At 73.8% G+C, this 13,945-nt stretch carries 13 protein-coding genes; 9 read left to right on the forward strand and 4 right to left on the reverse strand.

All coding sequences use genetic code 11. The features are described 5' to 3' along the window. Nucleotide 1: 1 nt before the first annotated feature. The 6 genes from ACIQ6R_RS15655 to ACIQ6R_RS15680 all read left to right on the forward strand — a co-directional run bounded on the left by ACIQ6R_RS15655 (nt 2) and on the right by ACIQ6R_RS15680 (nt 7,597). Nucleotides 2-988, forward strand: coding sequence for a carbohydrate ABC transporter permease (locus ACIQ6R_RS15655; protein ID WP_404221691.1), 987 nt, complete (start codon nt 2-4; stop codon nt 986-988). After that, nucleotides 985-1,848: a carbohydrate ABC transporter permease gene (locus ACIQ6R_RS15660; protein ID WP_404221693.1), complete on the forward strand. Its 864-nt coding sequence runs from the start codon at nt 985-987 to the stop codon at nt 1,846-1,848. The genes ACIQ6R_RS15655 and ACIQ6R_RS15660 overlap by 4 nt, the downstream gene beginning before the upstream one ends. After that, the gene (locus ACIQ6R_RS15665) at nt 1,845-2,876 is read left to right on the forward strand and encodes a hydroxyacid dehydrogenase (RefSeq protein ID WP_404221695.1); all 1,032 of its coding nucleotides are present in this window, start codon (nt 1,845-1,847) and stop codon (nt 2,874-2,876) included. The genes ACIQ6R_RS15660 and ACIQ6R_RS15665 overlap by 4 nt, the downstream gene beginning before the upstream one ends. After that, the gene (locus tag ACIQ6R_RS15670) at nt 2,873-4,768 is read left to right on the forward strand and encodes a DUF2264 domain-containing protein (RefSeq protein WP_404221697.1); all 1,896 of its coding nucleotides are present in this window, start codon (nt 2,873-2,875) and stop codon (nt 4,766-4,768) included. The genes ACIQ6R_RS15665 and ACIQ6R_RS15670 overlap by 4 nt, the downstream gene beginning before the upstream one ends. A gap of 181 nt (nt 4,769-4,949) precedes the next feature. Continuing rightward, nucleotides 4,950-5,180, forward strand: coding sequence for a hypothetical protein (locus tag ACIQ6R_RS15675; protein WP_404221699.1), 231 nt, complete (start codon nt 4,950-4,952; stop codon nt 5,178-5,180). A 137-nt stretch (nt 5,181-5,317) separates the two neighbouring features. Further along, the gene (locus tag ACIQ6R_RS15680; protein ID WP_404221701.1) at nt 5,318-7,597 is read left to right on the forward strand and encodes a catalase; all 2,280 of its coding nucleotides are present in this window, start codon (nt 5,318-5,320) and stop codon (nt 7,595-7,597) included. Between the two features lie 54 nt (nt 7,598-7,651). On the opposite strand, the gene ACIQ6R_RS15685 is transcribed toward ACIQ6R_RS15680, so the two are convergent. Continuing rightward, a complete protein-coding gene (locus tag ACIQ6R_RS15685) occupies nt 7,652-8,545 on the reverse strand; it encodes a YegS/Rv2252/BmrU family lipid kinase (protein ID WP_404221703.1) in 894 nt (297 codons plus the stop codon). Between the two features lie 72 nt (nt 8,546-8,617). Then, entirely contained in the window at nt 8,618-10,216 is a 1,599-nt protein-coding gene (locus tag ACIQ6R_RS15690) for an FAD-binding oxidoreductase (RefSeq protein ID WP_404221706.1), read from the reverse strand. Between the two features lie 104 nt (nt 10,217-10,320). Here ACIQ6R_RS15690 and ACIQ6R_RS15695 point away from each other — a divergent pair, with 104 nt between their 5' ends. Together ACIQ6R_RS15695 and ACIQ6R_RS15700 are read left to right on the forward strand one after the other, a co-directional pair. Beyond that, nucleotides 10,321-10,938, forward strand: a complete 618-nt coding sequence (locus ACIQ6R_RS15695) for a TetR/AcrR family transcriptional regulator (protein WP_404221708.1) — start codon at nt 10,321-10,323, stop codon at nt 10,936-10,938. Further along, nucleotides 10,935-12,521, forward strand: a complete 1,587-nt coding sequence (locus tag ACIQ6R_RS15700; RefSeq protein WP_404221711.1) for a glycerol-3-phosphate dehydrogenase/oxidase — start codon at nt 10,935-10,937, stop codon at nt 12,519-12,521. The genes ACIQ6R_RS15695 and ACIQ6R_RS15700 overlap by 4 nt, the downstream gene beginning before the upstream one ends. Nucleotides 12,522-12,732: 211 nt before the next feature. Here the strand turns inward: ACIQ6R_RS15700 and ACIQ6R_RS15705 are convergent, their stop codons facing one another. After that, nucleotides 12,733-12,987 (reverse strand): hypothetical protein, encoded by a 255-nt coding sequence (locus tag ACIQ6R_RS15705; protein WP_404178413.1) that lies wholly within the window; start codon nt 12,985-12,987, stop codon nt 12,733-12,735. Nucleotides 12,988-13,171: 184 nt separating this feature from the next. On the opposite strand from ACIQ6R_RS15705, the gene ACIQ6R_RS15710 reads away from it, so the two are divergent. Continuing rightward, nucleotides 13,172-13,537, forward strand: a complete 366-nt coding sequence (locus ACIQ6R_RS15710; RefSeq protein WP_404178410.1) for an STAS domain-containing protein — start codon at nt 13,172-13,174, stop codon at nt 13,535-13,537. A gap of 6 nt (nt 13,538-13,543) precedes the next feature. On the opposite strand, the gene ACIQ6R_RS15715 is transcribed toward ACIQ6R_RS15710, so the two are convergent. Next, a complete protein-coding gene (locus tag ACIQ6R_RS15715; protein WP_404221713.1) occupies nt 13,544-13,894 on the reverse strand; it encodes an ATP-binding protein in 351 nt (116 codons plus the stop codon). Nucleotides 13,895-13,945: the final 51 nt, after the last annotated feature.

A 13,945-nucleotide genomic window follows, 5' to 3' on the forward strand; every position in this document is an offset into this window, starting at 1 on the left:
CATGACCACGACCGCCCAGCCCCGGATGCCGACCGGCGCGTCCCGCACCACCGCCCCGGCGCCCTCCGCGTCCGGCCTGCGCGCCCGCAGAGCGGCGAAGCGACGGCAACTGACCGCCGCCGGCGTCCTGATGACGCCGTTCTTCGCCCTGCTGGTCACCGTCTTCCTGATCCCCGTCGGCACGGCCGTCTACCTGAGCTTCTTCAGTGACGACCAACCCGGCCTCGGCTTCGGCCCCGAGCGCCAGGTCTTCGTCGGACTGCGCTCCTACACGGCCGTACTCACCGACCCGACCTTCCTCGGCGGGCTCGGCACGGTCGCGCTGTACTGCCTGATCTACATCCCGCTGATGGTCGTGGGCGCGCTCGCCCTCGCCCTGCTGCTGGACTCCGGCGTGGTCCGGCTGCGCGCCTTCGCCCAGCTCGGCCTGTTCCTGCCGCACGCGGTGCCCGGCATCATCGCCGCGCTGATCTGGCTGTACCTGTACACGCCCGGTATCAGCCCGGTCATCGAACTCTTCGCGCAGGGCGACATCACCATCGACTTCCTCGGCGTGCACACGGTGATCCCGTCCATCGTGAACATCGCGCTGTGGAGCAACCTCGGCTACAACATGGTGGTCTTCTACGCCGCCCTGCAGGCCGTGCCCCGCGAGGTGATCGAGGCGTCCGTCGTCGACGGCGCCGGGCCGGTGCGCACGGCGCTCCAGGTGAAGACGCCGCTGGTGCGCGCCTCGATCGTCATGGTCGCCATCTTCACCCTGATCTGGGCGCTCCAGCTCTTCACGGAGCCGATGCTGCTCAACCAGTCCTCCCCCATGGTCAGCTCCCGTTTCTCGCCGAGCATGTACATCTACGACGCGGCCTTCACCCGCAACAACTACAGCCTCGCGGCGGCCGCCTCGGTGGTCCTGCTGGTGTGCACCATCGCCCTGTCCTACGGCGTCACCCGCTTCACCGGCCGCGCCGACTCCGAGGAGGCCCGATGAGCGCCACCGACAGCTCCCCGCTCCGCCCGAAGCTGCTGGGCCGGGCCACGGTCAACGTGGTCGTCGCGATCTCCGTCCTCTACACGCTGCTGCCCGTACTGTGGCTGGTGCTCGCCGCGACCAAGGACCGGGACGCGCTGTTCAGCAGCGACCTGCTGTCCCTGGACGGCTTCTCCTTCGGGCAGAACCTCACGGACCTGTTCGCCATGGACGGCGGGCTGTACGGCCGCTGGTACGTCAACAGCCTGCTGTACGCGGTGCTCGGCGCCGCCGTCGGTGCGCTGGTGAGCGTGGCCTGCGGCTACGCCTTCGACAAGTACCGCTTCCGGCACAAGGAGAAGCTGTTCGGCCTGGTGCTGGCGGCGGTCATGGTGCCGCAGACGGTCCTCGCGCTGCCGCTGTACCTGATGGCCTCCGAGGCCGGCCTGGTCAACACCTTCTGGGCGGTGTTCATCCCGGTGCTGTTCAACCCGTTCGGCGTCTACCTCGGCCGTATCTTCGCGCGGGGCTATGTGCCCGACGAGGTGCTGGAGGCGGCGCGCGTGGACGGGGCGGGCGAGCTGACCACGTACGTCCGGGTGGCGCTCAGGATGCTCGGTCCCGGCCTGATCACTGTCTTCCTCTTCCAGCTCACCGCGATCTGGAACAACTTCTTCCTGCCCATGGTGATGCTGTCCGACCAGGACCTGTATCCCGTCAGTCTCGGCCTGTACCAGTGGAACAGCGCGGCGTCCGTCTCGCCGGAGTACTACCCCGTGGTGATCATGGGTTCACTGCTCGCCGTACTGCCCCTCATCCTCGCCTTCGTCCTGCTCCAGCGCTTCTGGCGGAGCGGGCTGACCGCCGGAGCCGTCAAGTGACCCCGTACGCCCCCGGTCCCGGCTTCCGGCCCCGTGCCGCCGTGGCCATGTCCCCGGACGCCGCCTCGGCCGTCCTCGACCCGCAGTCGCTCGGCGCCTTCCGCCGGGTCTGCGACCTGGCGCCCTTCCCGGTGCTGGACGACCTCACCACACCGCGGGCCGGGTCCGTACTGGCGGACGTCGACCTGCTCATCACCGGCTGGGGCTGTCCCCGGCTGGACGCCGACGTGCTGCGGGCGGCGCCCCGGCTGCGGGCGGTGGTGCACACGGCGGGCAGCGTCCGCGGGCATGTCACCGACGCGTGCTGGGACCGGGGGATCGAGGTCTCCTCGGCCGCCGCGGCCAACGCGCTGCCGGTGGCCGAGTACACGCTCGGGATGATCCTGCTCACCGGCAAGCGGGTGCTGGAGCGGGCCCGTGACTTCGAAGTGTCCCGGACGCGCGGCAACTGGCTGCGCACCCCGCGCGGCATCGGCAACTACCGCCGCACGGTGGGCATCCTGTCGGCCTCGCTGATCGGCCGCCGGGTCGTCGAGCTGCTGCGGCCGCACGACATCGAGGTCCTCCTGCACGACCCGTACGTCAGCGACGCGGACGCCGCCGAACTGGGCGTCGAACGCGTCGAGCTGCCGGAGCTGTTCGCGCGCTGCGACACCGTCAGCGTGCACACGCCGCTGCTGCCCACGACCCGCCATCTGGTCGGCCGCTCGCTGATCGACGCCATGCCGGCGGACGCCGTGCTGATCAACACCTCCCGCGGGGCGGTCGTCGACCAGGGGGCGCTCACCGACGCCGTCCTGGCGGGCCGGATCCGGGCGGTGCTGGACGTCACCGACCCCGAGGTGCTGCCGCCGGACCACCCGCTGTGGGAATGCGAGAACGCGCTGATCACCCCGCACCTCGCCGGCTCCGAGGGCAACGAGTGGCGCCGCCTGGCCGACCTCGCGCTCGCCGAGACGACCCGCTGGGCGTCAGGTGCCGGTTTCCTCCATCCCGTACGACGCGAAAGGCTGGCGTTCCTGGCATGAGCATCCCGTTCGAACTGCCCACCGAGGACCGTGCGCTGAGCCCGTACACCGGTTACACCCGGGCCCACTGGGAGGCCGTCGCGGATGGGCTCCTGTGGGCCGCGTGGCGCTGGGGCACCCCGGGCTGCGCCCTGCTCGACCTGCCGGGACGCCCCTCGCGCTCGGGCCCGCGCTCCGACGGGCTGGAGGGGTTCGCCCGGACGTTCCTCGCGGCGGCCTTCCGCGTCGCGGGCGCCGACGGCGAGGACCCGCACGGCTGGCTGGACCGCTACGCGCGCGGCCTGGCCTCGGGCACGCTCGCTCCCGGCCGCGACGACGCCGAGTCCTGGCCGCTGATCCTCGACCACGACGTGCAGGGCCAGCCCATGGTCGAGTCGGCGTCGGTCGCGCTCGGGCTGCGGCTCACCGCGCCGTGGCTGTGGAAGCACCTCGACTCCGGGGTCCAGGACCGGGTGGAGGAGTGGCTGCGCGGGGCGCTGCGGCACGTGCCGGCGCCGAACAACTGGTACCTGTTCCCGTACACGGTCGCCGGGTTCCTGGAGTCGGTCGGCCGCGGCGACGACGGGACGGCCGCCGTCCGGGAGCGGGCGCTGGAGCTGATGGAGGGCTGGTACCGGGGTGGGGGGTGGTACGCCGACGGCGACGGACGCGCCTTCGACCACTACAACGGCTGGGCGCTGCACCTGTACCCGGTGCTCGACGCCCACCTCTCCGACGACACCGGGCAGCTCTCCCGGTACGGCGACCGGTTGCGCGCGCACCTCGACGGCTTCGGTCTGATGTTCGGCGGGGACGGGGCGCCGCTGCACTACGGCCGTTCGCTGTCGTACCGGTTCGCCGCCTCCGCCGCTGTGAGCCTGGGCGCGGTCACCGGGCACACGCCGCTGACGCCGGGTGCCTCGCGGCGGCTGGCGAGCGGCAGTCTGCGCTACTTCGTGGAGCGCGGCGCGCTGACCGACGACGGGCTGCTGAGCCTCGGCTGGCACGGTCCGCACGAGGCCACCCTGCAGTCCTACTCCGGCCCGGCCTCCCCCTACTGGGCGTCCAAGGCCTTCGTCTCCCTCCTCGCCCCCGCCGGCCACCCACTGTGGACGGCCGCCGAGGAGCCGGCGCCGGTGGAGGAGGCCGACCGGGTGCTGGCCCTGCCCGCGCCCGGGCTGCTGGTCCAGGCGACGCGCGGCGACGGGATCGTACGGCTGCACAACCACGGCAGCGACCATGTCCGTCCGCACGAGGGCGAGTCGGCCGCCGAGGACGACCCGCACTACGGGCGGCAGGCCTACTCCACCCGGACCGGCCCCACGGCGCCCGGAAACGTCGCGGACAACCACCTGTCGGTGGAGGTGAACGGCCGGCGCAGCGTCCGGCGTCGCGTCCACCCCCTCGGCGCGGGGCACGGCGACGGCTGGGGCTGGGCGGCGTCCTGGCACCGGCCCGCCTTCGCAGGCGGGCCCCCGATGGTGCCGGGGCTGCGAGTGGAGAGCGTGACGGTGGCGCGAGGGGCGTGCGAGCTGCGGGTGCACCGGGTGGTCGGGGCACCGGCCAAGGCCCGCGTCACGCACACCGGGTGGGCCACCGGCCCGCAGGAGCCCCTGGTCTCGGCACTGCACGGCCTGCACGGCTGGCGCCCCGGGCCGGAGACCGTCCGCGCCCCGCAGGGCACCGCCTTCGCGCCGTGGGCCGAGCTGCCCCGCCTGTCCGGCGACGCGGGCGGTACCTCCCTGCATGTCTGCCTGGCCGCGCTCACGGGTGAGCCCGGTCCCGGCCCGCTCGCGGAGGCGGTCACGGAGGTCGTGGCCGCTGACACCGGCGTCGAGGTGGTCTGGGCGGACGGCGGGGGGCGCACCCGGGTCTCGTTCGAACCGGTAGAAGTGACGCACGCGGCGAACTAGAGCGTCCGGCGCACGTCAAGCCGCCGAGGGCCCCGACCGGTACTCCACCGGCCCGGGGCCCTCCCTCGTGTGCCCTCCCCCGGGACGCTCTCCCGTGGCCCTCCCCCGTGCGCGCTGCTCCGGTGGCGCGGCGCCCCCGGCCCGGTGACGCTGGTACGGCACCGGTGAGAAGGAGTCCCCCATGCGCAAGTCGTCGTGGGCCGCGGTCGCGGCCCTGGCCCTGTCGGTACTGTGCGCCGCTCCGGCGGAGGCCGCCGTCTCCCGCGCCGCGCGCCTTCCGGTCGACGTGACGGCGACCGAGTGCATCCAGGGCGGCGGAGTGATCATCATCTCGGTGGACGGGTCGTCGGGGACAGGCTCCTTCACGAAGCGCTGTCAGGGCGGCACCCACGACGGGGAGACCGTCACCTGAGACGGCCGGCTCCGTTCCCCCGCGCCCATGCCTTGAGTCCCGCTCGCTGGGTACGCGGTCACGGCCCATCACGGCAGTCGGTACTCGAACACGACCGGCCGCGTGCAGCGGCCCGCCCAGAACGGAGAAAGAGGCTGATGAGCGAGGCCAACCCCCTCAAGCGGGTAGCCCACAAGGTCACCGAGAGCCTGCAGGGCGACGGTGGCGGACCGGCGGACGGTATTCCCGGTAAGCCCGGCCCCGAGTCGCCCCCCGTCGCCGAGCCCACCGAGCCCCGGGAGCCGCTGCCCCCGAAGCCGGACCAGAGCGGTCCGGACACCGTGTCGCCGACCGGTCAGCCCACGGGAGCCGACCAGGCCCGGGTGGCGCAGTCCGGCAGCTACCTGACGAACGCTCAGGGCACCCGGCTGTACGACACGGACCACTCGCTGAAGGCCGGGCCGCGCGGGCCCGTGCTGCTGCAGGACCACCACCTGCGCGAGAAGATCATGCACTTCGACCACGAGCGCATCCCGGAGCGCGTGGTGCACGCCCGGGGCGCGGGCGCCCACGGGGTCTTCCAGAGCTACGGCACGGCGGCCTCCGTGACCAAGGCGGGGTTCCTCGCCGCGGACGTGGAGACGCCGGTGTTCACGCGGTTCTCCACGGTGGTCGGCTCGCGGGGGTCGTCGGACACGGTGCGGGACACCCGCGGTTTCGCGACGAAGTTCTACACCAGCGAGGGCGTCTTCGACCTGGTCGGCAACAACATCCCGGTCTTCTTCATCCAGGACGCCATCAAGTTCCCGGACGTCGTGCACGCCGCGAAGCCGCACCCCGACCGGGAGATCCCGCAGGCGCAGAGCGCGCACGACACCTTCTGGGACTTCGTCTCGATGCACACCGAGGCGACGCACCACACCATCTTCTTCATGGGCGACCGGGGCATTCCGCGCTCCTACCGGATGATGGAGGGCTTCGGCGTCCACACCTTCCGGCTGGTGAACGCCGCGGGCGAGACCACGCTGGTCAAGTTCCACTGGAAGCCCAAGCTTGGCGTGCACTCCCTGGTGTGGGACGAGGCACAGATGATCAACGGCATCGACCCGGACTTCCACCGCCGGGACCTCGCCGACGCGATCGAGGCGGGCGCGTACCCGCAGTGGGAGCTGGGCATCCAGACCTTCCCCGACAACCCGGAGCAGACCTTCGAGGGCATCGACCTGCTGGACCCGACGAACATCGTCCCGGAGGAGCTGGCTCCGGTGCAGCCGGTCGGACTGCTGACCCTGAACCGGAACCCGTCGAACTTCTTCGCCGAGACCGAGCAGATCGCCTTCCACGTCGGCCACCTCGTCCCCGGCATCGACGTCACCGACGACCCGCTGCTCGCGGGGCGGCTGTTCTCGTACCTGGACACGCAGATCACGCGTCTGGGCGGCCCCAACTTCCCGCAGCTGCCCATCAACCGCCCCCAGGCTCCGGTCAACGACATGCTGCGCGACGGCATGCACCAGACGGCCGTGCACCGGGGCGTGGCGCCCTACCGGCCCAACTCCCTCGACGGCGGCTGCCCGTTCACCGCCGGGGCGGACATGAGTGCCTTCGTCGAGGCGCCGGTCCGGGTCCCGGAGGCGACCAAGGTCCGTCAGGCGCCGGAGTCGTTCGCGGACCACTTCAGTCAGCCGCGCCGCTTCTGGCTGAGCATGAGCCCGGTGGAGCGCGAGCACATCATCGGGGCCTACACCTTCGAGCTGGGCAAGTGCTACGAACAGGCCATCAGGGAGCGGACCCTCCAGGTCCTGGCCAACATCGACCCGGAGCTCTGCGCGGGCGTCGCCGAGGGTCTCGGCCTGCCCGCCCCGGCACCGACCGTGCCACTGGCCGACGTCGAGCCCAGCCCGGCGCTGTCCCAGGTCGGCGGGACCTGGCCCCTCGACGGCCGGGTCGTCGGCATCGTCACCGGGGGCGCGGACCTGGAGGGCGTGACGGCCGTACGGGAGGCGGTGCTGAACGCCGGCATGGTGCCGCTGGTCGTGGCGCCGACCGGCGGCACCATCGGCGCGGGCGACGGGGCGCTGACCGTGCAGCGCAGCTACGTCACCGCACGGTCCGTCGAGTTCGACGCCGTTCTGGTGGCGGGGACGCCCGACATGGGCGGCGACGCCCACACCCCGCGGGACTACAAGGCCACTCCGCCGCCCGCACGGCCGGGGACGATCGACCCGCGGGTGAGCCTGCTGGTGTCGGAGGCGTACCGGCACGGCAAGGCGATCGGCGTGTGGGCGGGCGGCGAGGCCGCGCTCGACGCGTCGGGGGTGCCCGCCGACGCCGCCGGCGTGGTCGTCGCGGCGTCCGGCACCGCGGCCCTGGAGCAGGTCACGGAGTTGATGGGCGCCCACCGGGTGTGGGAACGCTTCACCACGCCCCGCGGCTGATCCGCGTACCCGCCGGGCCGGTCGCCGAAGTCGGTGGCCGGCCCGGCGGCGTGCTCAGTCGCGTGTTGGGCACAGGACGCGCAGCGCCCCCGGCAGCACTCTCGCAGTGACGGGGACGACGGCCTCGACCTCTCCGTCGGCGCCGTAGGGTATCGCCCGGTCGGCCTCGATGCGGATCTCCCGGCCCCGCAGGACGCGCACCTGCGGCCTGCGGACGTGGGCGCCCGAGCCCAGCTCGTTCATGAGGGCGAAGAAGAGCCGCCGCGGCGCGTGGTGGATCATCACGACCTCCAGCAGGCCGTCGTCCACCCGGGCGGAAGGTGCGATGAGGCGGTTGGACCCGTAGTAGCCGGAGTTGGCGGCCACGGCGGTGTAGCCGGTGAACGCGTGCTCCTCGCCGTCGACGGTGACGCGGTAGCGCGTCGGACGCCAGGTGGTGATCGCGCGCAGTGCACCGGCGTAGTAGGAAGCGGTGCCGCGCAGCAGGCGCGCGTGGTTGGCGTGGTGGTTGGCGAGCGCGTCGACCCCGGCGTAGACGCTGCCGAGCACGACGGTGCGGTCGTGGACGGCCGAGGTGACCTCGATGGTGTCCACGGGGCGCGCCTCGCCCCGCAGCAGCACCTCGGCGAGGGCGGCGGGCTCGGTGGGCAGCTCCAGCGCGCGGGCGAAGTCGTTGCCGCGACCCGCCGGGACCAGGCCGAGAAGGGCCCCGGTGCCGCTGAGGGCGCCGCCGATCCCGCCGGCCATCCCGTCGCCGCCGACGGCGAGCACCACCCGGCCCCGCTCCCCGGCGTGCCGGGCGAGTTCCCGGGCGTGCGCGAGGCTGCTGCTGTACTCCGTCTCCAGCTCCGCCCCCGCCTCCCGCAGCAGCCGCGCCACCCCGAGCAGCGCGGCGGCCGAGGTGGCGCCGCCCGCGGTGGGGTTGACGACGGCGGTGAACTGTCGCATCGATGTGCCTCCGGGCTGACGGGTGGTGCCGGACTGTTGTCCCACGGGGTCGCTGCGCGCTGTCGTGCGGGGTCAGTCCTCGGGCAGGAGGACGCCCGGGCTGAGGAGTCCGGCGGGATCCAGGGTCCGCTTGACGGCGCGCAGGGCCTCGACGCCGAGGGGGCCCGCCTCCCGGACGTACCAGTCGCGGTGGTCGGTGCCGACGCCGTGGTGGTGGGTGATGGTGCCGCCCGCGGCGAGGATCGCCTCGTTGGCGGCGTGCTTGGCCCGGGCCCAGTGCGCCAGGACGTCGTCGCCCTGGGCCGAGACGACGGTGAAGTACAGGGAGGCGCCGTTCTCGTAGACGTGCGAGATGTGGCACATGACCAGCGGCGGGGTGCCGGCCTCGGTGAGGGTGCCGGTGAGCGCGTCACGGACGGCGGCGTACAGCGCGGGGAGGCGGGACCAGTAGGTCGCCGTCTCCAGGGTCTCCGCGAGCGCCCCGGCGTCCAGCAGGGAGTCGCGCAGGTACGGCGCCGAGTAACGGCCGTGGGCCCAGCGCTCCCCCGGTTCCTGGCCGGCGAAGGTGCCGCCGCTGTCGCGCAGTACGGCGGCGGCGCCGTCGCGGCGGCGCGCGGTGTCCTCCTCGGTGCCCTCGAAGCCGACGACGGCCAGGCATCCGGCGTCCTGCCGGTCGAGTGCGGCACCGATGGCGTCGGGCTGGGCGAGGCCGATCAGCGTCTCCGTCTCGTCGGACAGCCGCAGCACCGTGGGGCGCGGGCCGTCCTGGGCGAGCCGGCGCAGGGCCGCGGCGCCCTCGTCGAAGGAGGCGAAGCGCCAGCCCTCGTAGCGGCGGACCCGCGGCACCGGCTTCACCCGCACGGTGACGGAGGTGATGACGCCGAAGGCGCCCTCGGAGCCCAGCACCAACTGGCGCAGGTCGGGGCCGGCCGCCGAGCGCGGGGCGCGGCCCGTGTCGAGGGTGCCCTCGGGGGTGGCGAGGGTGAGGCCGAGGACCATCTCGTCGAAGCGTCCGTATCCGGCGGAGGCCTGTCCGCTGGAGCGGGTCGCGGCGAAGCCGCCGATGGTGGCCCACTCGTAGGACTGGGGGAAGTGGCCGAGGGTGTAGCCGTGCTCGGCGAGGAGCGCCTCCGCCTCGGGGGCGCGCAGGCCGGGTTGCAGCGTGGCGGTCCGGGAGACCTCGTCGAGGTCGAGCAGGCGGTTCATGCGGCGCAGGTCGAGGGCGACGAAGGCGCCGTCGCGGCCGGGGGCGAGGCCGCCGACCACGGAGGTGCCGCCGCCGAACGGGACGAGGGTCAGACCGTGCGCGGCGCAGGCCTCCAGTACGGCGAGCACCTCGTCGTGGCCGTCCGGGAGGACGACGGCGGCCGGGGTGTCGGCGGTGTCGCCGGTCCGCATGCGCAGGAGGTCGGGGGTGGACTTGCCGCGGGTGTGGCGTACGCGGGTCACCGCGTCCGTGCACACGCCGTCCGCGCGGTCGCCGACGGCGGCCTCCAGCGCGCGGCGGGCGGCCTCGTCCAGCGGCGAGGCGGGTACGTCGATCTCCTCCAGCGGGACGGAGGCGGCGTCGCGCGGCTTGACGCCGAGCAGCTCGCGCAGCAGCCCGGTCACCGTGTCGGGCAGCGGGGTCGCCCGGGCCGGGTCGCCCCAGCCGTTCCACAGCATGTCCATTGCCTGTCGTCCTCACGGTCGGTTCGGGGAGGTGCCTTCGGGACGCCGCCGGGATACGGGCGGGACGCCGTCCGCACGGCCCCACTGGCGTTACACTGTTACACATGACGCCTATTCGTCACAACAACTCGGGCCGACCGAACACCTCGGACAACGACGCGGTGCTGGACGCCGTGCGCGACTGCGTCCTGGCCGTCGGGGTCCGCCGTACGACGATGACCGACGTCGCCCGCCGCGCCGGCGTCTCCCGGATGACGCTGTACCGGCGCTATCCGGACGTGCGGACCCTGGTCGGCGACCTGATGACCCGCGAGTGGATCGCGGTGGCCACCGGCGCCATCCCCGAGCCCGGGCCGGGGGTGGACACGCGCCCGCGCATCGTCGAAGGGCTCGTGACCGGGGTGGAGGCGTTCCGCGCTCATCCGCTCTTCCGCAAGATCGTCGACGTCGACCCCGAACTGCTCCTGCCCTACGTCCTCGACCGGCGCGGGGCGAGCCAGGAGGCCCTGCTGGGACTGCTGGCCGAGGCGCTCGGCGAGGGCCACGCCGACGGGTCGGTGCGCCCGGCCCACACCGGGCGGCAGGCACGCTCCGTGCTGCTGATCGTCCAGTCCTTCGCGCTGTCGCTGCGCACCATGACCGACGAGGACGACGCCGAGCTGACCCCCGCGGCCTTCCTCGGGGAGCTGCGCACGATCCTGGAGAGGACCCTCACACCATGAGCACCGTCAGCAGCGCCCCCGCCGCCGGGGCCTCCCTGTCCGCCGGGCGGCGCTCGCGCGAGCTGACCGACACCGTCGGCGGCCCCGTCGTGGACGTCCTGGTCGTCGGTCTCGGCGCCACCGGCGCCGGCGCGGCCCTGGACGCCGCGGCCCGCGGGCTGAGCGTCGTCGCGGTGGACGCCCACGACCTGGCCTTCGGCACCTCACGCTGGAGCTCCAAGCTCATCCACGGCGGCCTGCGCTACCTCGCCTCCGCCCAGTTCGACGTCGCCCACGAGAGCGCGGTGGAGCGCGGTGTGCTCATGGAGCGCACCGCACCCCATCTGGTGCGCGCGCAGCCGTTCGTGCTGCCGCTGACGCCCATGGTCTCCCGCGGTCAGGCCGCCCTGGCCTGGGCCGGGTTCCGGGCCGGCGACACCCTGCGGCTGGCGGCGCGCACCGCCCGGGCCACGCTGCCCGCGCCACGCCGGCTGTCCGCCGTGGAGGCCCGCCACCTCGCGCCGGCGCTGCGCTCCGACCGGCTGCGCGGCGGCCTGCTGTCCTGGGACGGACGGCTCACCGACGACGCCCGGCTGGTGACCGCGCTCGCCCGGACCGCCGCCGCGCGCGGTGCCCGGATACTGACCCGGGTGAGGGCCCTGGAGCTGGCCTCGTCCGGCGCCCGGATACGCGACGAGCTCACCGGCGAGGAGGGCGTGATCCGTGCCCGAGCGGTGGTCAACGCCTCCGGCGTGTGGGCCGGTGACCTCGTGGACGGCATCCGGGTCCGGCCCTCCCGCGGCACGCACCTGGTCATGCGCTCCGACCGGCTCGGCCCGCTGCCCGCCGGCCTGCACGTGCCGGTCCCCGGGGAGACCAACCGCTTCGTCCTCGTCCTGCCCCAGGGCGACGGCCGCGTGTACGTCGGCCTGACCGACGAGCCCGTCGACGGAGGGATCCCGGACGTGCCCGAGGTGCCCGAGACCGACGTCGGTTTCCTGCTCGACGTGCTCGGCTCCGTGCTGGACGTGCCGGTCCACCGGGAGGACGTGGTGGGCGCCTTCGCGGGCCTGCGCCCCCTGCTGGACACCACGTCCGAGGACCGGCCCGGCAGCGGGGCCCGCACGGCGGACGTCTCGCGCCGGCACGCCGTGCTCACCTCGTCCGAGGGCGTGATCACGGTGGTCGGCGGCAAGCTCACCACGTACCGCCGCATGGCCGAGGACGCCGTGGACGCCGCCGTCGCCGCCCGCCGCCTCGGCGCCGGCCCGTCCCCCACCGCCGCGCTGCCGCTGGTCGGCGCCGCCGCACCGCACGCCCTGGCCGCGCTGCGGGCGCCGCGCCGCCTGGTGCGGCGCTACGGCACCGAGGCACCGGCCGTGCAGGCGCTCGCCGACCGCGACCCCCGGCTCGGCGAGCGCGTCCTCCCGGACCACCCCGTCACCGGGGCCGAGCTGCTCTGGGCGCTGCGCCACGAGGGAGCCCTGGACGAGGCCGACCTGCTCGACCGCCGCACCCGCATCGGGCTGGTACCCGAGGACCGGGCGGCGGCCCTGGAGACCGCGCGCGGCCTCCTCGGCGAGACCACGGCCCGACGGGACTGAAACCCGGCCCGAACCGGTACCGGCCGGGTCGGATGCCGGCCCGGCTTTGTGCCGACCCCGCCCGGCGCCGGCCCCGCCCGGCGCCGGGCCCGCCCGGTGCCGGGCCCGCCGGTTGCCGGGCCCGCCGGTTGCCGACCCGGCCCCGCACCGACTCCGCAGACGCATGCCTGCGGACAACGGCCGGTCCGGTGCCGGTCCCGTCGCGGGCCGGTCAGGTGCCCTGTCCGCCGTCCTGGACGGCCTTGCGGACCTTCGCCTCCAGCTTGTGCCGGGACTGACCCCCCTCCTTGACGTACTCCGTCATCGCGGTCTGCGCGTCCCTGTCCAGGTCGCGCCAGGCCCGTACGGCGGTCTCGTACGTATGGGACTGCCGTTGGGTCCACCGATGCTGCGTGGGAGGCCCGTACGAGTCCCGCAGCTCCTCGACCCGGTGCCGGGCCAGGTCCGCCGCGCGACGCTTGTGCACGAGCTCTTCGAATGTGTGAGCCACCACCATTCGACCGTAGTCAGAGGAGCGCCGTCGCGCGCGTCGAGCGCTCGACGGCCGGTCCGGGCGCAGCCGGTCTGCGCAAGTGGCCCCCGCGAGCCTCCAAGAGCCTTAGCATCAAGCCACCGACGACGGCCGGGCATATGCGAGAAGTGAGGGAAGCGTGGCGGACATCGAGGGAGCTGCGGTACCGGAGCGGCTGCTGATCACCCGTACCACCACGGGCGACGGCGTCAGCCTCGTCCTGCTCGCCGGAGAAGTCGATCTCGACGGCAGCAGTCAGCTCCACGACGTCCTGCTGTCCTGTGTGCAGACGGCGCCGGGCACGGTGGTCGACTTCGGCGAGGTGGCCTTCCTGGACTCCAGCGGCATAAACGTGCTCATCTCCGCGCACCGGGCCGCCGAGTCCCGCGGCGTCTGGCTGCGACTCGCCGCACCGCAGCACGCCGTCGAGCGCGTGCTGCAGCTCGTCGGCGTGGACACACTCATCGGCTGCTACCCGACCGTCGAGCAGGCCCTCGCGGCCTGACCCGGGTCAGCGCAGCGGCAGGCGCGCGTACACCGTCTTCCCCGTCGCGTGCGGCTTGGTGATGACCTCGTCGCACAGGCGGGTCACGATCTCCAGACCGTGCCGGCCGACCCGTAGGGGATCGCGGGGCAGGAACGTGGGGAACGCGTCCCCCGTGTCCGACACCGCGATCTCCACTCCGTCGTCCAGCAGGGTCAGTTCCAGGCGGCAGGGACCGGGCGCGTGCCGGAGCGCGTTCGTCACCAGCTCGCTGGCGACCAGGCGGGCGGCGTCCGGGAAGCTGTCGGCCAGGTCCACGCCCCTCTCGCCCAGTCGCGCGACGAATCCGTGCACGACGTCCCGGGAGGCCGGGATCATCGCCGATCCTCCCCTGAACTCCACCGCCGTGGACACGACCGAGGCGTCCGT

Origin of the sequence: Streptomyces sp. NPDC096048 (assembly GCF_044763415.1) — a bacterium.
Taxonomy (GTDB): Bacteria; Actinomycetota; Actinomycetes; order Streptomycetales; family Streptomycetaceae; genus Streptomyces.